A 19,745-nucleotide genomic window follows, 5' to 3' on the forward strand; every position below is an offset into this window, starting at 1 on the left:
ATAAAAAATAGAAATATATATCGCTTTTTTAGGGAAGGAGAATGAAGATGAAACAGTTATTAACTGGGGATGAGGCAATTGCCCGCGGTGCATATGAAGCAGGTGTCCATTTTGCGTCTGCTTATCCGGGGACACCCTCAACAGAAATTTTAGAGAGTATTTCAAATTATAAAGAAGTTTGTGCTGAATGGGCACCAAATGAAAAAGTGGCACTGGAATCTGCCATTGGTGCTTCTATCGCAGGGGGGAGAGCGTTAGCGGCTATGAAGCATGTGGGGCTAAATGTTGCTGCGGATCCTTTCTTTACATTTGCTTATACCGGGGTTAATGGCGGTACAGTTATTATTACCGCAGACGAGCCGGGTCAGCATTCCGCACAAAATGAACAGGATAACCGTAACTATGCCAAGGCCGCAAAAGTACCTATGTTTGAACCTGCTAATAGCCAAGAATGCAGAGATATGGTCATTGAAGCATATGGCATCAGTGAGCAGTATGATTGTCCTGTTCTTATTCGTATGACCACACGAGTATGTCATGGTAAATCCATTGTGGCATTGGGAGAGAGAAAAGAAATTCCCATCAAAGAATACATAAAAGATGTAAAAAAATATGTATGCGTTCCCGCAAATGCAAAGGGATTGCGTAGAAATTTAGAAGTGAAACTAGAAAAATTGAAAGCATTCTCAGAATCAACAGCATTTAACTTTACAGAGATGAATGACTCAAAGGTTGGCGTTATTACTTCCGGTGCTTGCTACCATTATGCAAAAGAAGTATTTGAAGATAGGGCCTCATACTTGAAATTAGGTTTTACATATCCTATGCCAGACGATAAAATCATTGATTTCTGCAAAAAAATGGACACAATTTATATCATAGAAGAGAATGATCCATTTATTGAAGAGCGAGTAAAACTTCTAGGCTTTGATTGCCATGGTAAAGATTTACTTCCAAAATACGGAGAAATGACTCCCGATGTAATTAAAAAAGCTTTTTTCAATTTGGAGAATCCATTGATTACCTATCCAGATGGATTGGTTGTAGACCGACCTCCTACCTTGTGCGCAGGTTGCCCTCATAGAGGATTCTTCTTTGAACTGGGGAAACGTAAAAATGTTATGGTCTCGGGAGATATTGGCTGTTACTCTCTGGGATTTGCAAAACCATATAATGCAATGGATTTATTAATTTGCATGGGTGGTGGTTTCAGTATTGGCCATGGCGCACAGAAAATCTTTAACATGAAGAAGGAAGAAAAAAAACGTGTAGTATCCGTTTTAGGTGATTCCACGTTCTTACATTCGGGTATTACCTCTTTAATGGATGTTGTTTATAATAACAGCAATACCGTAAGTGTGATTTTGGATAACCGCATCACTGGTATGACAGGTCATCAAGAAAATCCGGGAACAGGCTATAATGCTAAGGGTGAGCAGGCGCCTGCCGTGGACATAGAAGGCATTGTACGGGCATTGGGCATTCGCCATATTCGCACTGTTAATCCCAATCAGTTAAAAGAAATGGGCAAAATTTTAGATGAATTCTTGGAATTGGATGAACCTTCTGTTATTATTACAAAATGGCCTTGTGCACTTAAAAAGTTCTCCGCGGAAGATAAAAGAGAGTTTGAAGGAGCCTTTACCACAAAAATGGTTATTAATGAGGAAAAATGTATTGGTTGCAAGCTTTGTATGAAGTGCGGCTGTCCCGCAATTCGATTTGATGGTGAAAAAAAGAAGGCAGCAATTGACGGAATACAGTGTTTAGGCTGCGGCATATGCAACCAGTTGTGTCCTAAGAATGCGATTGAGTGGAAGGAGGCATGAGTGCTATGACAAAGAATGTTTTACTGGTTGGTGTAGGTGGTCAGGGTACTATTTTGGCGGCAAAGCTTCTAACACAAGGATTGATGGAAGCGGGATTTGATGTTAAAATGAGTGAAATTCATGGGATGTCTCAGCGAGGTGGCAGTGTTTCCTCTCATGTCCGTTTTGGTGATAAAGTAGAAGCCACGACCATTGATCCCGGGGAAGCGGATTTACTGGTTTCCTTCGAAAGAATGGAAGCCCTGAGGGCCCTAACCTACCTTAAAGCGGATGGCTTGGCTGTGGTCAATGAACATGAAATCCCGTCTATGCCAATTTTGACAGGGGATGCCGTTTATCCGAAAAATGCAGTGGAAGAAATACAGAAACATGTGAAAACAATTGTGCTGGATGCTACCCGGATGGCACTGGATTTAGGGAACGTGAAGGCTGCAAATATTGTTTTATTGGGTACAATTATTAAAGCTATGGGACTAGAACATATCGATTGGGAAAGTATCATCAGAAAACAGGTAAAGCCTGGGTTTGTTGATGTGAATTTGAAAGCGGTTCGCTGTGGCATGGATGCTGTTAAATAATGAAAATGGAGGAGCAACAATGGGTTTGAATCAGTTTTATCAGGAATATAAAGCAAAATTAAGGACACCGGATGAGGCTGTACGCCTAGTGAAAGATGGAGATTGGGTGGATTACAGCACAGGGGTTGGGGCGCCTTATTTGCTGGACTATGCATTAGCCAAAAGAAAAGGAGAATTGAGGGACGTTAAAGTAAGAGGCAGTTTGGCTTTAAGTCCCATCCAAATTGTAGAGCAGGATAGGACGCAGGAGTCTTTCACCTACCAAAGCTGGCATTGCACCGGTTATGAAAGAAAATTATGTGAAGAAGGACTTTGCTACTACATGCCAATGCTTTTTCGCAATGAGGCTTCTTACTATAGAAGGTATTTAACTGTAAATGTGGCAATGATTTCTGTTGCACCAATGGATAGATTGGGTTATTTCAGCTTTTCGTTTGTAAACTGTACAACAAAAGCTATTTTGGACACAGCAGATATCATTATTTTAGAAGTGAATGAAAACCTTCCCAGTGTATATGGCGGTAAGGATGACTGCATTCATATTTCACAGGTTGATGCTGTAGTGGAGGGGGAGCATCCGCCCCTTGCCCAATTACCCATTGCAAAAGCAACGGAGATTGATGAAAAAATTGCTATGCAAATTATGCCCCATTTATCTGATGGGGTCGTGCTACAATTGGGTATTGGCGGAATGCCCAATTCTGTTGGAAAGTTGATTGCAGAGTCTGATTTGAAGCATCTGGGCATGCATACGGAATTATTATCTGATGGTTTTGTGGAATTATATGAGGCGGGCAAATTGGATCATAGCTGTAAAACCCTCCATAAAGATAAAGGCGTATTTGGTATAGCACTTGGCACTCAGAAATTGTATGACTGGGTGGAGGAAAATCGGGGGCTAATTTCTTTTCCTATGGACTATGTCAATAGCCCTGAAGTCATGACGCAAATTGATGGTTTAATTTCTATCAATAGCTGCATTGGAATGGACCTTTATGGTCAAGTATCTTCCGAAAGCGCGGGAACACGTCATATCTCAGGTACAGGCGGACAGGTGGATTTTGCCACAGGCGCGTATATGTCTCGAGGGGGTAAAAGTTTTATTTGTATGAGTTCAGCATTTACAGATAAAAATGGGCAGACCCATTCCAGAATCGTTCCTAAGTTTACAGGGGGGGATATTATTACAACCCCTCGTACACAGGCATCTTATATTGTGAGTGAATATGGTTGTGTAAATTTAGCGGGACGTTCAACCTGGGAGAGGGCGGAAATGCTGATTTCTTTGGCACATCCTGACTTTAGAGATGGGCTGATTCAAGGGGCTGAAAGTCAGAAAATCTGGCGTCGCTCTAACCTAAGGTAAAAAAGGGAGGGAATTCATTTGATAGCTGAGAAAATGAAAGAGCTTGTATCAAACAGTTCGGTCATACGAAAAATGTTTGAAGAAGGTAAACAAATGGCACAGATTCATGGGGCTGAAAATGTATGTGATTTTAGCCTGGGCAATCCCAATTTGGCGGCGCCAAACACAGTGAATGAAGCACTGGAAGCCGTTATTAAGCAAGAGGATCCTGTTTTTCTCCATGGCTATATGAATAACTCAGGGTATGAGGATGTGCGTAATACCGTTGCAGATTCATTAAATCGTCGGTTTCAAACGAATTTTACAGCAGAGTCCATTGTCATGACAGTGGGTGCTGCGGGAGGCATGAATGTTGCAATGAAGGCGTTGCTAAATCCCGGTGATGAGGTTGTGGTTTTTGCTCCGTTTTTTGGGGAATACAGATGTTATGCATCAAATGTGGAGGCGAAACTAGTGATAGTTCCTCCCAATGTACCGTCTTTTATTCCCGATGCACATATCCTTGCAAATTACATTACACCTAAAACGAAAATGGTTATTATAAATTCCCCTAATAATCCTACAGGGGTAATATACCCTGAAAATACGATTACTGAAATTGCGAAAGTCCTGGAGGAAAAACAAAAAGAGTATTCCACGGAAATCTATATTTTTGCAGATGAACCCTATCGTGAACTGGTTTATGACGAAACAGTAAAACCGCCATTTATTACAAAGTATTATGATAATACCATTGTGGGCTACTCGTGGTCAAAATCCCTTTCTTTGCCAGGGGAGCGTATCGGCTATCTTGCAGTTTCTGAAAATATTGCTGATTTTAAAGAGCTGATGAGTGGTTTAAATGTGGCAACTAGAATTTTAGGCTTTGTCAATGCACCATCTTTACAGCAAAGAATGATAGCACGTTGTGTGGATGAGGTGGCAGATTTAAATTTCTATAAAAAGAATCGTGATGTTCTCTATCATGGTCTGTCAGATATAGGGTACACTTGTATTAAACCTGATGGCGCTTTTTATCTTTGGGTGAAAACACCCATTGCAAAGGATACTGAATTTGTAGAAATGGCAAAGAAGTATCTACTTCTAACAGTACCGGGTTCTGCCTTTGGTTGTGGAGGCTACATAAGATTATCCTATTGTGTCAGCCCTGAAACAGTTGGGACTGCGCTGCCAAAATTTAAATTATTGTTGGAGGAAATAGAAGGATTATAGACGAAACTCATTACTGAAAGGGTAAAGTGGGAGGATTTAGATGAAGACAAGCAAAGGGAAAACAATACTTATTATGGGCTTAGCACTTTTCGCAACTTTTTTTGGTGCAGGGAATTTGATTTTTCCTCCATACCTGGGACGTGAAACAGGTTCATCTTGGTTTTTGGGATTCTTTGGGTTTTTTATTATGGATGTTGGCCTTGGCGTTCTTGCTATTTTGGCCACAGTTTTTAATCGTCAAGGAAATATACAAGGTGTAGTAGGTAAAATTGGTAAAATCCCAGGGGAAATTATGGCGGCAATCATCATTATCTGTATTGGACCAGGTTTATGCATTCCAAGAACAGCGGCAACTACTTTTGAAATGGGAGTATCCACATTATTTCCTGTTATCAATCCATGGATTTTTGGTGCAGCATTTTTTATAATTGTATTGCTATTAACCATTCGCCCAACAAAAGTTGTTGATATTGTGGGAAATTATCTAACACCAATTTTGCTAGCCGTTATGCTGGCCCTGATTGTTTTAGGCATCATATCGCCCATTGGTCCCATAACTGCGGCGTCTAAGGTTGTCCCTTTGAAAGAGGGGATGTTATCTGGGTATCAGACTATGGATGGCATTGGTGCTCTCCTATTAACAGGTATATTTACAACAGCTGCGTATCATAAAGGTTTTACAGAGAAACAGGAAGTGAGCCGTATGGTTGGTATGGCAGGGATTATCGCAGGTGGTTTGCTCATGCTGGTATACTGCGGGTTAACCTACCTTGGTGCGACCTCGTCAGGGGGTGGGTTCGAAGATTTAAACCAAGCAGAGCTACTGTTAGCGATTGCATACGCCTTGACAGGAAAGTCAGGTATGGTTTTATTAGCCGTGATTGTATTCTTGGCATGCTTGACCACTGCTGTAGGATTGACTTCTGTGGCCGCCGACTATTTTCACAATATTTTTGATAAAAAAATAAAGTATAGTCATCTTGTAATTGGAATTTGTGTCTTCAGTTTTGTGGTTTCCAACTTTGGTCTAACCAAAATCATTAACATTTCAGCGCCCATTCTTGGTTTGCTGTATCCGCCTATTTTGGTTTTGGTATTGTTAACATTTTTTGATGATGTTTTCAAGAATGACAATATTGCCCGTTTCGGTGCATATTTTGCATTTTTGACAAGCGCCTTGGAGCTTGCAGGGAAGTATGGGGTGCCAGTGGACTTCGTAAATCAAATACCCTTTGCAACGTATGGCTGTGCTTGGATTGTTCCTTCCCTTGTAGGCTGTGCCTTAGGTGCATGTTTAAAGAAGAAAGCCATAGAGAATTAAAAGTATATTCATGCTATTTCATTGAGGGGTAAGGGAACTTGCCCCTCAATCCATAAAAGTGTTTTAATTTAAAAAAGCCGTAGGAGGACCTTCCTTTGGCTTTTTCTGTTTCTAAAATTAATTCCCTAAAAAATGAAGCGGGCAATGCTCCATATATATAAGAAACTAGACTGGAAAAAGTGAAATAGAAAAGAAGTAGATAATAAATAACTTTGCAAAGTTCATTAGGCTTTACCTATTTTGAAAATAACCGCATATGTGCGTTATACCGTTTAATCGTAAGTTTTGAAAAGAAATTTTATTATCTGAAAATGAAGAAATATATTACATAAATAACAATAAAATTCAAATTTAAACATTTTTTTACAATGAATTGTTGCAAATATCACGCATTTAAGATATAATATGGAATCATAAGAAACTAAATACTATGATTTCTATCATAAAAGCCCAGCATGACTACGCAAAAAAGTTGACCCATATGGCATCAAAACATTCGGTCTTAATTCAGAATTCGACCAAATAAAGGTGCGGTGTTGAGATTCCTTAAGTAGAAAATGCCTCTTTACAATAGTAAGGAGGCATTTCATTAAATTAGGGTTTAATGATTAACTAAATGGATGAATCATTGGAATTGTGCCAATTGTTATGAATCAATGACAATAAATTTATGCATAGGTTTACATTGCACTCTAAATAAAAAAACAGGTAAATTTTAAAAGGACGAAGGAGGAATTTTTATGGGTCACAAGGAAAAAAAGAGGTCAAAGGTTTCGTTGAAAAATCTTACTGTTCGGTGGAAGCTCTCAGTAGGATTTTTTGTTGTATTCCTAATATTGATGACATCAATAGGTACATCCGTATGGGGAATCAAGAACGTCAGTGATCAGATTACACTATATTCTAAATTTACCTACCCTCTAACGCGGGCTAACTTGTCTGCACAGCGAGATATGACTTCTTGTCAGCGCTATTTGCTTCTTTCAATTATACAAAAGGACCTCGGAGAGAATTATGAAGATTCATTGACATTAGCAGATGAAAGTGCGAAAAGCTTTAAAATAAACTTTGGAGAGTTTAGTACCAATCAGCGCAACAATGCAAATGATGCTAATATTGCTGAAATTGAACAGAACCTGACTAAGGCAGTGGAAGCGCGGGAGTCCATTTATAAATTGCTTAGGACTGCTGAGCAGCAAAATGCCAAACAGGCTTATGTAATATTTCAAAGGGATTATCTGCCCACGTTTAATAAAATTGGCAGTATAATGGAACAAATGAATGATGTTGGTGATGAAAAAGCATTACAACAAAAAGATGCCGCGGATAGAGTTGTATTAGAAGCTTGGATTTTGCTGGTGGTTACGGTTTCTATTGCATTACTTGCTGTTATTGGTGTGATTTTTGTTCTTACCAAAGCCATTTTAACGCCTGTTAGAGAAATAGAATCTGCTTTTCGTGAAATGGCAGGGGGGAATTTGCGTGCACAAATTTCGTATGAAAGTAATGATGAGCTTGGGCGTATGGCCAACAGCATTCGTGCCACAAACGCCATGCTGAGTGCCTATATTGATGATATTTCGGCAAAGTTAGGGCAGCTTTCTCGGGGAGATATGCATATTTGTGTTGATTTGGATTATGTTGGTGATTTTACTGCCATTAAGCTGGCCATGATAGAAACTACTACAAAATTGAACCAAACAATGTTATTAATTAGTGATGCTGCCAATCAGGTGAATGCAGGCGCCGGACAGGTTTCTGATGGAGCACAGGCTTTGTCTTCCGGTGCAACGGAGCAGGCGGCGACCATTGAAGAACTCAATGCTTCCATAACTACAGTCTCAGAACAAGCCGTTCAAAATGCCACAAACGTGAGACAGGCGTCAGAGTATGTGGAACAGGCGGGTCAAGGTGTAGAGGAAAGTAATATACATATGCAGCATTTGAACATTTCCATGAAGGAAATCGGTGAATCCTCCCAAAAAATCTCTAAGATCACGAAGTTGGTGGAAGATATCGCGTTCCAGACTAATATTCTTGCGCTAAATGCTGCAGTTGAAGCAGCGAGAGCAGGTGAAGCAGGGAAAGGATTTGCAGTGGTGGCTGATGAAGTACGTAATCTTGCTGCGAAATCTGCTGAGGCTGCAAAGCAGACAGCTGATTTGATTCAGAAATCTACGGAAACTGTTGCTGAAGGGGAACGTTTGGCTAGCGAAACACTTAAAGCACTAGATAGAGTGTCAGAAAAAGCCCGGATGGTTTCGAGTTCCATTGAACAAATTGAGCACGCTTCAATGGAGCAGGCAGGTGCCATTGAACAGATTAGTCAAGGTCTAACTCAGGTTTCTGCCGTAGTTCAGACCAATGCGGCAACTGCAGAGGAAAGCTCAGCCGCCAGTGAGGAGCTCGCCGCACAAGCGCAAACATTACAAGAAGAAGTAGGGAAATTTCGTTTGCATGAAGAGCGGGGTGTATTTTCCGTTTAATACTTAATTGCTGTATTTTTCTGTTTGATTGCAATGATAGAAGTGGAGTTATTAGAATATGGTTACAGGGCTTTGAGTTGATGGAAAAAAACTAAAAATCAATAGTTTTAATTAAGGCATATATGTTTATTCATTTAAGAGGACTTGTCATCTGCAGTTTGCGGAGGCCTAGTCCTCTTGTTTGTTTCTTTCGTTGATAGAAGGTAAAGTTTTAATCAGAATCCTCTAAGAAATGGATTTCGCTGTTAATTTAGTACATTGTGCACAGAAGGCCATATCGTTTTAGCTTTGATTATTAAATCAGAGAGACTTTCGGAAAGGTTAAGGTTTTACTTAACAAGAAGAATAGCTGTTATAATATTTATGTAAGATAAGTGAAAAATACAAAGTAAAAAGACGATTCACAAAAGGAACCGTCTTTTTACCAATGCAAAAGGGAGACATAGTAATGAAAATCTTTTCAGATTATTTGCTTAAGTAACCGCCATCAACGGGGATAACCGCTCCACTTAGATAATCGGAGGCTTGGGATGCCAAGAAAATGGTTATGCCTTTCATATCTTCACCATTTCCCCACCGTTTGGCTGGAATACGGCCTAAAATTTCTTTATTTCTACCTTCATCATTGATCAGAGCAGTGTTCATATCAGTTGCCATATAGCCAGGAGCTATGGCATTTACGTTGATACCTTTAGAAGCCCATTCATTGGACAGAGCTTTTGTAAGTTGGGCAACGGCGCCCTTAGATGCCGCATAGGCAGGTACGGTAAAGCCCCCAAAAAAGCTAAGCATGGAAGCCACATTAATTATTTTTCCGTAGCCTTGTTTTATCATTTCTCTGCCTGCCAATTGGCACAGCATAAACACGGCGTTCAGATTTACATCAATAACAGCATCCCAGTCAGACATGGGAAAATCCTCGCAAAAGTGGCGCTTTTGAATGCCCGCTGCATTTACAAAAATGTCCAAAGTGCCGCCCAACTTCTCAAAAGCTTCCTGAAAACCATTTGTAAGGCTTTCTCTGTCGCCTAAATCAGAAACGATGCCGTGACAGCGGAAGCCTCTTTTTTCATATTCTTCAGCTACTTCTAAAGCTTTTTGTGATGTACCTATAATGACCACTTCAGCTCCTGCCTCCATCAGCCCCTCTGCCATACCTTTACCTAGTCCTCTGGTGGAACCGGTAACAATAGCCTTTTTTCCTGTTAAATCAAATGATACCATGCATAAAGCTCCTCTCTAAAATGTTAACACAAGTTGAAATTGCACCCAATGGGGTTTGTTGCAGTATTTTTATGAGATAACAAAGGTGTACTGCCATCCGTTGCAAGACACCCAGAGAGGGAACCTACAAAAGAATACTTATATGATTTTGTCCACCTTTAAAATTAACCCTATGGCGGTTTTTGCATTCATTATATGAACGGTTAGGGCTTCTTTTAATGCAACTTCATCTCCTGCAAGAATTGCATCAAGAATTGCCATGTGCTCTTTTACTCCACTAATGTCTTTCACCTTCGATTGTCTGCGGAATATAAAGTTTGAGTATAAAAATGGATTAATATATTGAAAGATTTCAACCAGTTTTTGATTACCACTGCACTTTAAGTACAGCTCATGGAATTTATAGTCCAATTCATAATTACGAAGATAATCTTCAATGGGAGAATCCGGAGACAAATCTGTTACAAGCTGCAAATGCTCATCAATATTTTTTCTTAGCTCGTCCCTTAGTGCATCATTGAAGCTGACGGTTAAAATGATTTGTTTCATATAATATAAATCCAGCATCAAACGTGTATCAAAAATTTCATCTACTTCTTCGGAAGTAACACTGTGTACCTTCATACCCTGACGAGGGAAATTCTCGATGATCTTTTCTGAGATTAGGCGATTCAGAGCAAATTTTATGGGAGTTTCACTTACGCCATATCTTTTCGAAAGCTCCTTCACGTTAATTTTTTCCCCAGGTTTGATTATGTGTTGGGTAATATCTTCTCTTATATTTGTATATATGGTATCTGCTAATGTAAGCTTCGTTGTCTGCTTTTCCATGACAATCCTCCGTAAATTTTTATTTTAGATTAAAACAGTGTAATAACTATTTTTTATATCATTATAACAATTTTAATTGGATATTGGAATAACAAAAACAAATAAGAACAAATTTAATAATCTAATAAAAAAATTTTTTATCAAAAATAATATATTTAATTTACGTTTTTATATCTGTTCTGTCAATATCTTTTTCTCATAATAAAACGATAGAAATTTAAGCAAAATGTTAGAAGTTTTGATCAAAAAATTTACAATTTTTTATTTTAATATAAAATATGAACAAATTTAAGACAAATTTATTGGTATATTAAATATATTGACGAGTGACGTATTAAAATATATACTTTGCTTAATAAAATATTTAAATTAAATAAAAAAATTTTTTATTAAGTTTAAAATATTTTTGTTTTGGAGTTTATACTATTGAAAATTTTAAAATAACCCAAATAAAGGAGTTGAAAACAATTGAAAGCTTTGGTTTATATTGGACCCAAAAAAGCGGAGGTGCTTGATGTTGCAGAGCCTTTGCCAAGGGAAGGCGCAGTAAAAGTAAAAATGCGGTATTGCGGTATTTGCGGTTCGGATATGGGTATTTATTTAGGAACGCATCCCAGAGCGAAAGCTCCCTTAATCTTTGGTCATGAGTTTTTGGGAATTGTGGAGGAGGATGGAAAAAAGTTTAAAAAAGGTGACCGTGTAGTTGCATATCCACTATTAACTTGCGGGAACTGCCTTCCTTGTAGAACAGGAAATGAACACGTTTGCAATACCTTAGGGCTGATAGGCATCGACGTGGACGGTGGCATTTGTGAATATGGGTATGTCAATGAAGATGTAATGTTTAAAGTACCAGACGGTGTTTCCGATCAAGCAGCGGCGGTGATTGAACCCTTAGCCGTTATTGTAAGGAGTATTCATCAGGCAAAGCTCAAAGCTTTGGATACCTGCGCAGTTATTGGTGCCGGGCCCATTGGCATGATTACTGGCATGATGTTGGTTCATATGGGTGCAAGTAAAGTTTTCATTTCCGATGTGGATGATAAAAAGCTGGAAAAGGCAAAGGCTTTTGGAATGATACCTGTTAATGTGAAACATGAAAGCATGGAACAAGTTGTTAAGGCTGCCACAGATGGAGAAGGTGCAGATATTTTGTTTGAATGCTCCGGTGCGGAAATTGCAGCTTTACAAATGACAGATATCACTCGTGTGGGGGGTACCATTTGCATGACAGCGGTACATAAGCATCCTCACGCAGTAAACCTAAGGGATTTAAACTTCAAGGAGCAAATATTAATTGGAACTCGTGTTTATACGAAAGAAGAATTTGGTCAGGCAGTTGCTTATTCTGAGGTAATAAATACAGAATTGGAAAGCATCGTTTCTCATGTTGTATCCTTAAAAGAGAGCCCTAAGGCTTTTGATTTGATAGCAGACCCTTCGGCAGGCACCTGCAAGGTTTTGATTGATTGTCAGGACTTTTAAGGGTATTGGAAAATGAAAATTGTTGACCTAAAGCTTTATCAAGTTCCACCCAGATGGCTATTTCTAAAAATTGAGACCGATGAAGGTATTTTTGGTTGGGGTGAGCCCGTTGTGGAAGGAAAGGCTTCTACGGTGGCTGCATGTGTAAAGGAAATGTCGGAATATCTTATTGGGAGAAACCCAATGGAAATTGAGGATATCTGGCAAACTCTTTATAGAGGTGCTTTTTACCGGGGAGGCCCCATTCTCACCAGTGCCATTTCGGGTATCGAGCAGGCCCTATGGGATATCAAAGGAAAATATTATAATGCACCAATCTACGAATTGTTGGGTGGTGCTTGCCGAAATAATATTGACGTTTATTGCTGGATTGGCGGAGACAGACCTGCTGATGTAGGGGCTGAGGCATTGCGGCAAAAAGACTTGGGTTTCAAGGCCATTAAAATGAATGCAACGGAAGAAATGCATTATCTTGATAGTTTTTCCAAAATGGAAGGTGTTTTGCAACGGGTGGCAGCAATTCGAGAAACATGTGGCAAAGATTTTGGAATTGCTGTGGATTTTCATGGTAGAGTTCACAAAAGTATGGCAAAGGTGTTGGCCAAGGAATTAGAGCCTTACCATCTGATGTTTATAGAAGAACCCGTTCTCATAGAAAATTATGAAGCTTTAAAAGAAATAGCAAAATACACTTCAATACCCATAGCCACGGGCGAAAGAATGTTTACACGTTGGGATTTTAAAAAGATATTTGAACAGGGAATTGTAGATATAATTCAGCCTGACCTTTCTCATGCTGGTGGTATTTTAGAATGCAGAAAGATTTCCGCAATGGCTGAGGCTTATGATATGGCGGTTGCACCCCATTGTCCCTTAGGTCCCATTGCGTTGGCTGCTTGCCTGCAAATGGATGCTTGTACGCCAAACGCAATTATTCAGGAACAAAGCTTGGGAATTCACTATAATCAAGGCAGTGACCTTCTGGATTACCTGAAAGATACCAGTGTTTTTCGTTATGGAAATGGGGTTGTAAATATACCAAAGGAGCCTGGCTTGGGCATCGAAATAAATGAGGAATTTGTAAAAAAGCAGGCGGAAATGGGCCATAGCTGGAAAAATCCTGTCTGGCGAAACAGCGACGGAACGGTTGCTGAATGGTAATGAAAATGTTGGGGGTAAGGATAAATGAAGATATTAGCATTAGAGTCCAGCACTACCTCTGCAAAAGCAATGGTATACGATACAGATAATGGTAAGTTCCATGTGGAATCAGTACCATACATCTTACAGAATGCAAATGTCACAATGCACGATGCAAAGGAAGTGTTTGAGCAGACGGTATACTTGGGTAAAAAAATATGTGAAGGTCATAAAATTGATATGGTTTCTCTCAGTGGCACTTGGCATAGCTTAATGCTTTGCAATCAAGATATAGAGCCTCAAACACCCATTTATTTATGGTCTTATACAGGAGCAGCGGACATTTGTAAGGAATTAAGAAAAGACGAAGCATATGTAAATCGTTTTTACCAGAAAACTGGTTGTATGGTGAATGCCATATATCCTGTATTTAAAATCAAGCTTTTAGGTCAGTTGGGCTATGATTTAGAGAAGTATCGTTTTGTAGGGCAGGGTACTTACAATACCTACCGTTTAACAGGGGAATGGGCAGTGACAGATAGCGTTGCCTCAGGTACAGGTTTGTTGAACATTCACACAAAAACCTATGATGAGGATATTCTAAAGGAAAATGGAATTCGGTTGCATCAGCTTCCGAAGATAATCACATATAAAGATGTTTTGAGTCTAAGTGAAGAAGGTGCAGCACTTTTAGGGCTTCCAATGGGGACACCTGTTATTGCTACTAATCCAGATGGTGGTCTGAATCAAGTTGGGGCGGGTGCTGTTGAAAAAGGGGTTATGAGCTTTTCAGTGGGAACTAGTGGCGCATTAAGATTAAGCACTGATGCACCCCTTTTACCTGAACGACCCAGCACATGGTGCTATCTTTCTCCGAAATCATGGTTAAGTGGCGCAGCAACCAGTGGTTGTTGCAATTGTATTGATTGGTTTAAGGAAAAACATTTCTTGGAAAGCGTTTCCTATCAAGAGATGGAGGCGGGCTGCAAAAATATTGAGGATGTCCCTGTATTTTTGCCCTTCCTTTTTGGGGAGCGATGTCCCGGATGGAACGATGAGCGCAGCGGCGGTTTTTATGGCTTAAAACCCAGCCATACCGTTTATGATTCCTATCGGGCGATTCAAGAAGGCATCTTGTTTAACCTATACCAGTGTTATGGAGAATTAATTGCTTTAAACGGCAAGCCTAAAAAAGTAATGCTATCCGGAGGTATAATTCGATCTAAGGTTTGGACACAGATGTGTGCAGATATATTTCAGATAGAGATGACCATTGACGAAGTGGAACATAGTTCTCTTATCGGCTCAGTGGCATTGGGGATGGAGCTTTTGGGATTGATCTCGGATGCAAAGGATTTTAAAAGCAATTATTCACAAGTAATTACGCCCAATCCGGAGAAAAAAGATTTTTACCATGAAAAATACCAAAAATATTTATATTGGTATGAAGTAACAAAAAACCAAGGCAATTAGGGAAGGCTGATTTATTTAAATCACAATGTAATCAGTCATTCCTTTGGAGAAATCCAATCAAAAACGATGGCGTTATATTTCAAGGAGGGAAAAATCTATGTTGAAGTTCAAAAAAGGTTTGGCAATGGCATTAGCATCCGTACTTACGGTTGCAATGGTAACAGGCTGCGGTGGTAGCGAACCGGCAAAAGAAAACAAGGCTGATGGCACAAAGGAGGCACAAGGAAATGAAGAAACTGTGGAATTGGTATTCTCCAATGTTACTTCTGTTTCCGGTAAGGATGCCGGTGAAGTTTTTAAAAGAGTTGCAGAAGAAGAATCCGGCGGTTCCGTTGTTGTAAATCTGTTCCCCGATAATATGCTGGGGGATGACCGTGTTGTAATCGAAACCACCGCTATGGGAAATATTGATATTGGCGTTTCTTCAACCAGCCCTTTGGCTACTATGTATCCTGATTTCTACTTATTCGATTCACCTTACTTGTTCTTAAACACAGAGGATGCCTATGCAAAATTAGACGGTGAAGTTGGTAAACAAATTCTTGACGGGATGGAAAGCATGGGTCTGAAAGGGTTAGCTTTCTGGGAAAATGGGTTCCGTAACTTTACAAATAATAAAATAGAAGTAAAAACCCCTGGCGATGTAAAAGGCTTTAAGGTAAGAACAATGGAAAACGAAGTACATATTGCCGCTTGGACAGCTTTTGGTGCCAACCCTACACCTATGGCATTTACCGAGTTATTTACTGCTTTACAGCAAGGCACCGTCGATGCTCAGGAAAATCCTTTGGGAATCATTGATGCCAATAAGTTTGTTGAAGTTCAAAAGTATGTGTCCTTAACACAGCACGTTTATACACCATATGTGGTTTGCATGAACTTAGAAAAATTTAATTCCCTATCTGAGAATCAGCAAAATGCAATTTTAAAGGCTGCGGCTGAATCTACTGCATACCAGAGACAGCGTTCTCAAGAATTGGAAAAAGAAATTCTAAAAAAATTCGCTGATGGTGGCACAACTGTTGTAGAGCTGAGTGATACAGAAAAGGCTGAATGGCAGAAAGTTGTGACAGATAACAAAATCTTCGATTTGGTTAAAAAGAAAATGGAGCATCCTGATTACTTAGATAAAATGCTTGCCGAATAAAAAAAAAGAACATGAAGGGCTTTGGTAAAACAAATTGGCTTATCAAGGCCCTACTTTACAAATGAAAAAAACAGTTGTAAGCGTAAAAATAGCTAATATCATTTTTACAAAACAAGTTGCTCACACACAAATTAAAAGAAAAAGTAGGTGGAACAATGAACTTTTTAAAGTGGCTGGATGAGGATTTTGAGTTGGCCATTTGCTCGATTTTGATGGTCATTATGACCGTACTAATCTTTGTCCAGGTAATTATGAGATATGTTTTTGGCAGTTCTTTGGTTTGGTCAGAGGAAATGGCAAGATATGTTTTTATTTGGCTGATTTATCTGGGAATTAGCTATGGTTCCCGTGTAAGAAAACACATTAAAATTGAGGCCGCCCTTGGGCTGTTTCCCAAAAGGCTTCATCCCTTCGTTATTATTTTAGGTGATGTATTATTCCTTTTATTCTCAGTGGTGATTGTGTATTTAGCTTATGGTGTTGTAATGCATCAAGTAAAGTTAAATCAGAAATCCCCTGCAATGCAAATTCCTATGTGGTTTATGTATTCCGCACCAATGATTGGTTTTGCACTGACGGCAATTCGCCAAGTTCAAGTAATAATAAATCGGATGAAAGAGGTTAAGAGGGGAGGGGCAGAATCATGGTAATGGCTGCATTATTCGGCGGACTTGCTGTATTCTTGATTTTAAATGTACCTGTAGGTATTGCCATCGGTTTGTCATCACTATTGGCTATTTCTTTTACAAAAGGATTGTCCCTTGGATATGTGCCTCAGGCATTGTTTACTGGTTGTGATTCCTTCCCAATTATGGCAATTCCTTTGTTTATTTTGGCTGGGGAATTAATGGGTGCCGGCGGTGTTTCTAAAAGAATTTTAAGTGTGTGCAATGTATTCTTTGGAAAAATAACCGGAGGATTGGCCATTGTTACAGTAGTTGTATGTATGTTTTTTGCAGCTGTTTCCGGCTCCGGACCTGCAACTGTTGCGGCTGTTGGGTCTATGGTTGTGCCCACCATGTTGGAAAAGGGCTATAGCAAAACCTTTACTTTGGCTTTGATTGCTTGTGCAGGATCCATTGGTGTCATTATCCCTCCAAGTATTCCTATGGTTATTTACGGTGTTTCCACCAGTACCTCCATTTCAAATCTGTTTTTAGCAGGGTTTATGCCAGGCTTTTTGATTGGAATTGCATTAATTATATATTGCTATTTCTATGCAAAAAAACAGGGATGGAAAGGTGATGAAAGAGTCTATACAACAAAAGAGAAATTAGAAGCGATTTGGGATGCCAAGTGGGCTTTAATCAACCCTATCATTATTTTGGGTGGTATTTATGCGGGAATCTTCACTCCTACAGAAGCAGCGGCGGTAGCGGCAGTTTACGCCTTTGTTTGTGGTGTTTTCATACATAAAGAACTTGATTTTAAGAATTTGTTTGCAACGGTGGGAAATGCTTGCTCCACCACGGCGACCACCATGGTCATTTTGGGATGTGCCACTGCGTTTACAAAAATTCTAACCATTCAACAGATTCCAAACATGATTACAAATGCAATTATTAATGCAACAGATAACACTTTTTTAATCTTGATGTTAATTAATATTCTGCTGTTAATTGTAGGCTGTTTCATGGATACTACACCAGCAATCATGGTGCTTGCGCCTATTTTGCTGCCTGTGGCTACCTCTATTGGTCTCAATCCCGTTCACTTCGGTATTATTATGGTTGTAAACTTGGCTATTGGCTTTATTACACCGCCTTTGGGCATCAACTTGTTCGTGGCCTCTCGTGTGGGAGCGTCACCCTTGGAAACGGTCACCAGGGGCATCATACCTTTTATATTGGTTATGATTGCCTGCCTCCTTTTGATAACTTATATCGCACCAATTTCTATGTTTCTGCCAAATCTTTTTACAAAATAATTTGTGTGGCGTATTCCGCAGTTCCCTTTGGCTGCGGAATACAGATAAAAAGGGGTGTGAGAAATGTATCAAATTTATATTGATTCCGGCACGTCAAACTCCAAGCTTTATTTATTGAAAGATATGCATTCCGTTGATTTTATGATTGCCAATGTAGGTACAAAGGATTCCGCTATTTCGGGTAGCAATGATGTGCTTTTAAGTGGTTTAAAGGCGATTTATGATGGGGTTTTGGAAAGAAACAATTTGCTTGATAAAGATATTCAAAGCATTTGGCTTTCTGGCATGGTGACAAACCCCTTTGGGATTATTGAGGTTGAGCATATCAGCACACCGGTTGATGCCAAAAAACTGCTGGAACAAAGGTATATTCATTATGAAGAAAAGTACTTCCATAGAGAGTTAAACCTCATTCGGGGTGTAAAAACCGCCAAGCGGGGTCAGGCAGTAACGATGGAGAACATTGACCAAATGAATAATGTTAGAGGGGAAGAAATCGAGGTTGTGGGTATGGTTGCCCGTGGTATTATTCCTATGAATGAGGATTGTGTGATGGTTTCGCCAGGTTCTCATACTCATTTGGTTTTTGTAAAGAATGGGACGATTATGGATATTGCTTCTAATTTTACTGGGGAACTGAACTATGCCATTAAGAAGGATACAATTCTTGGTGGAGAATTGACAGATGAGGATATTGTATTAATAAAAGAATATGTTTTACAAGGCTATCAAATGGTCAAAACCTATGGCTTGGCTAGGGCGTTATATATTGTACATGCCACAAAGGTATTTGGCGTTTGTGAAAATGAAGTCAGAAATTGCTTGCTTAGTGGCATTATTTCCGGCGGCGTCATTGACATGCTGAAATATAAAGTTGACAGAGAATGGAATGGCGTGAAAAGAGCCGTAATTATTGGCGGTAAGAATTATATAGAGGCTTATAGAATTCTAATGAAGCACATTCTTCCTGAAATTGAAACGGAGATAGTTTGCAGCAAGGCGGGAGAAAGCTTTGGATTATATGGTTATTTGGCGCTGGCAGAAATATTATAGTGGCTAGCGAGAAAGAAAAAGGAGATGTATTTTATGTCTGATACACTACAAAGAATTCTAGATGGCAAGGTGGTTGCCATTGTAAGGGGAATATCCTCAAAATATATGATTCCAACAGTGGAAGCCCTCAAGAATGGTGGGATTACTTGCGTGGAGGTAACGTTTAGTCTAAAAAGTGAAGAACAGTCCTTAGATACACTAAAATCTATACGCATGATTAAGGAGCATTTCGGTGATTCCGTTGCTGTAGGTGCAGGAACTGTATTGACACCGGAAAATGTTGCTCGGGCCAAAGAGGCAGGGGCTGAGTATATTATTTCTCCCAATGTAGATGAAGCAGTGATTAAAGCAACAAAAAAAATGGGTATGGTTTCTATTCCCGGTGCCGTTACCCCTACGGAGGTAATCACTGCCTACAATTGGGGTGCAGATATTGTAAAGCTTTTTCCAGCAGCTTCCCTAGGTCTTCCCTATGTAAAGGCATTAATGGGACCTATTGATGGCATTCCATTAACGGCTGTAGGAGGAATAGACGCCTCTAACTACAGAGATTTTATTAATATTGGCTGTGTAGGTGTTGGTGTTGGCGGAAATTTGGCAAACAAAAAGCTGATTGAAGCAGGAGATTTTGACGCAATTAAAAAACTGGCATTAGAATATGGATTAAAGTAGA

General features: G+C 39.5%; 16 protein-coding genes. 14 read left to right on the forward strand and 2 right to left on the reverse strand.

Features of this window, described 5'->3' with window-relative positions; translation table 11 throughout:
- Positions 1-47: 47 nt before the first annotated feature.
- The 6 genes from iorA (at position 48) to NE558_RS09110 (ending at position 8,792) form a co-directional block, all read left to right on the forward strand.
- Positions 48-1,829 carry an indolepyruvate ferredoxin oxidoreductase subunit alpha gene (gene iorA / locus NE558_RS09085; protein WP_256149712.1) on the forward strand — a complete coding sequence of 594 codons (1,782 nt, stop codon included), beginning with the start codon at positions 48-50 and terminating at the stop codon, positions 1,827-1,829.
- A gap of 5 nt (positions 1,830-1,834) precedes the next feature.
- Positions 1,835-2,407, forward strand: coding sequence for an indolepyruvate oxidoreductase subunit beta (locus NE558_RS09090; protein WP_256149713.1), 573 nt, complete (start codon positions 1,835-1,837; stop codon positions 2,405-2,407).
- Between the two features lie 19 nt (positions 2,408-2,426).
- Positions 2,427-3,773: an acetyl-CoA hydrolase/transferase family protein gene (locus tag NE558_RS09095; RefSeq protein WP_256149714.1), complete on the forward strand. Its 1,347-nt coding sequence runs from the start codon at positions 2,427-2,429 to the stop codon at positions 3,771-3,773.
- An 18-nt stretch (positions 3,774-3,791) separates the two neighbouring features.
- Positions 3,792-4,985: a pyridoxal phosphate-dependent aminotransferase gene (locus NE558_RS09100; RefSeq protein WP_256149715.1), complete on the forward strand. Its 1,194-nt coding sequence runs from the start codon at positions 3,792-3,794 to the stop codon at positions 4,983-4,985.
- 40 nt (positions 4,986-5,025) lie between these two features.
- Positions 5,026-6,306 carry a branched-chain amino acid transport system II carrier protein gene (gene brnQ / locus NE558_RS09105; RefSeq protein ID WP_256149716.1) on the forward strand — a complete coding sequence of 427 codons (1,281 nt, stop codon included), beginning with the start codon at positions 5,026-5,028 and terminating at the stop codon, positions 6,304-6,306.
- A 740-nt stretch (positions 6,307-7,046) separates the two neighbouring features.
- Complete coding sequence (locus NE558_RS09110; protein ID WP_256149717.1) at positions 7,047-8,792, forward strand: methyl-accepting chemotaxis protein; 1,746 nt, start codon at positions 7,047-7,049, stop codon at positions 8,790-8,792.
- Between the two features lie 465 nt (positions 8,793-9,257).
- On the opposite strand, the gene NE558_RS09115 is transcribed toward NE558_RS09110, so the two are convergent.
- Both NE558_RS09115 and NE558_RS09120 read right to left on the reverse strand, forming a co-directional pair.
- Positions 9,258-10,016, reverse strand: a complete 759-nt coding sequence (locus tag NE558_RS09115) for an SDR family NAD(P)-dependent oxidoreductase (RefSeq protein WP_256149718.1) — start codon at positions 10,014-10,016, stop codon at positions 9,258-9,260.
- A gap of 138 nt (positions 10,017-10,154) precedes the next feature.
- On the reverse strand, positions 10,155-10,847 hold the full coding sequence (locus NE558_RS09120) for a GntR family transcriptional regulator (RefSeq protein ID WP_256149719.1): 693 nt from the start codon (positions 10,845-10,847) through the stop codon (positions 10,155-10,157).
- A gap of 468 nt (positions 10,848-11,315) precedes the next feature.
- Between NE558_RS09120 and NE558_RS09125 the strand changes: the two genes are divergently transcribed.
- The 8 genes from NE558_RS09125 (at position 11,316) to NE558_RS09160 (ending at position 19,744) form a co-directional block, all read left to right on the forward strand.
- Complete coding sequence (locus NE558_RS09125) at positions 11,316-12,332, forward strand: zinc-dependent alcohol dehydrogenase (RefSeq protein WP_256149720.1); 1,017 nt, start codon at positions 11,316-11,318, stop codon at positions 12,330-12,332.
- Between the two features lie 12 nt (positions 12,333-12,344).
- Entirely contained in the window at positions 12,345-13,493 is a 1,149-nt protein-coding gene (dgoD, locus tag NE558_RS09130) for a galactonate dehydratase (RefSeq protein WP_256149721.1), read from the forward strand.
- A gap of 24 nt (positions 13,494-13,517) precedes the next feature.
- Positions 13,518-14,945 carry a gluconokinase gene (locus tag NE558_RS09135; protein WP_256149722.1) on the forward strand — a complete coding sequence of 476 codons (1,428 nt, stop codon included), beginning with the start codon at positions 13,518-13,520 and terminating at the stop codon, positions 14,943-14,945.
- A 97-nt stretch (positions 14,946-15,042) separates the two neighbouring features.
- Complete coding sequence (locus NE558_RS09140; protein ID WP_256149723.1) at positions 15,043-16,092, forward strand: DctP family TRAP transporter solute-binding subunit; 1,050 nt, start codon at positions 15,043-15,045, stop codon at positions 16,090-16,092.
- A 155-nt stretch (positions 16,093-16,247) separates the two neighbouring features.
- Positions 16,248-16,742, forward strand: a complete 495-nt coding sequence (locus NE558_RS09145; protein WP_256149724.1) for a TRAP transporter small permease — start codon at positions 16,248-16,250, stop codon at positions 16,740-16,742.
- Entirely contained in the window at positions 16,736-18,019 is a 1,284-nt protein-coding gene (locus tag NE558_RS09150; protein ID WP_256149725.1) for a TRAP transporter large permease, read from the forward strand. Before NE558_RS09145 ends, NE558_RS09150 begins: the two co-directional genes overlap by 7 nt.
- Positions 18,020-18,082: 63 nt before the next feature.
- Positions 18,083-19,072 carry a 2-dehydro-3-deoxygalactonokinase gene (locus NE558_RS09155; RefSeq protein WP_256149726.1) on the forward strand — a complete coding sequence of 330 codons (990 nt, stop codon included), beginning with the start codon at positions 18,083-18,085 and terminating at the stop codon, positions 19,070-19,072.
- 33 nt (positions 19,073-19,105) lie between these two features.
- A complete protein-coding gene (locus NE558_RS09160; protein WP_256149727.1) occupies positions 19,106-19,744 on the forward strand; it encodes a bifunctional 4-hydroxy-2-oxoglutarate aldolase/2-dehydro-3-deoxy-phosphogluconate aldolase in 639 nt (212 codons plus the stop codon).
- The last annotated feature ends 1 nt before the right edge of the window (position 19,745 follow it).

This window comes from Anaerotignum propionicum (assembly GCF_024461735.1).
Lineage (GTDB): Bacteria > Bacillota > Clostridia > Lachnospirales > Anaerotignaceae > Chakrabartyella.

Bases quoted from the DNA above. Each gene is read 5' to 3' on its own strand.
- NE558_RS09155 (WP_256149726.1), top strand. From the start codon at position 18,083: ATGTATCAAATTTATATTGATTCCGGCACGTCAAACTCCAAGCTTTAT.
- iorA (WP_256149712.1), top strand. From the start codon at position 48: ATGAAACAGTTATTAACTGGGGATGAGGCAATTGCCCGCGGTGCATAT.
- NE558_RS09120 (WP_256149719.1), bottom strand. From the start codon at position 10,847: ATGGAAAAGCAGACAACGAAGCTTACATTAGCAGATACCATATATACA.
- NE558_RS09110 (WP_256149717.1), top strand. From the start codon at position 7,047: ATGGGTCACAAGGAAAAAAAGAGGTCAAAGGTTTCGTTGAAAAATCTT.
- NE558_RS09160 (WP_256149727.1), top strand. From the start codon at position 19,106: ATGTCTGATACACTACAAAGAATTCTAGATGGCAAGGTGGTTGCCATT.
- dgoD (WP_256149721.1), top strand. From the start codon at position 12,345: ATGAAAATTGTTGACCTAAAGCTTTATCAAGTTCCACCCAGATGGCTA.
- brnQ (WP_256149716.1), top strand. From the start codon at position 5,026: ATGAAGACAAGCAAAGGGAAAACAATACTTATTATGGGCTTAGCACTT.
- NE558_RS09135 (WP_256149722.1), top strand. From the start codon at position 13,518: ATGAAGATATTAGCATTAGAGTCCAGCACTACCTCTGCAAAAGCAATG.
- NE558_RS09090 (WP_256149713.1), top strand. From the start codon at position 1,835: ATGACAAAGAATGTTTTACTGGTTGGTGTAGGTGGTCAGGGTACTATT.
- NE558_RS09145 (WP_256149724.1), top strand. From the start codon at position 16,248: ATGAACTTTTTAAAGTGGCTGGATGAGGATTTTGAGTTGGCCATTTGC.
- NE558_RS09140 (WP_256149723.1), top strand. From the start codon at position 15,043: ATGTTGAAGTTCAAAAAAGGTTTGGCAATGGCATTAGCATCCGTACTT.
- NE558_RS09115 (WP_256149718.1), bottom strand. From the start codon at position 10,016: ATGGTATCATTTGATTTAACAGGAAAAAAGGCTATTGTTACCGGTTCC.
- NE558_RS09095 (WP_256149714.1), top strand. From the start codon at position 2,427: ATGGGTTTGAATCAGTTTTATCAGGAATATAAAGCAAAATTAAGGACA.
- NE558_RS09150 (WP_256149725.1), top strand. From the start codon at position 16,736: ATGGTAATGGCTGCATTATTCGGCGGACTTGCTGTATTCTTGATTTTA.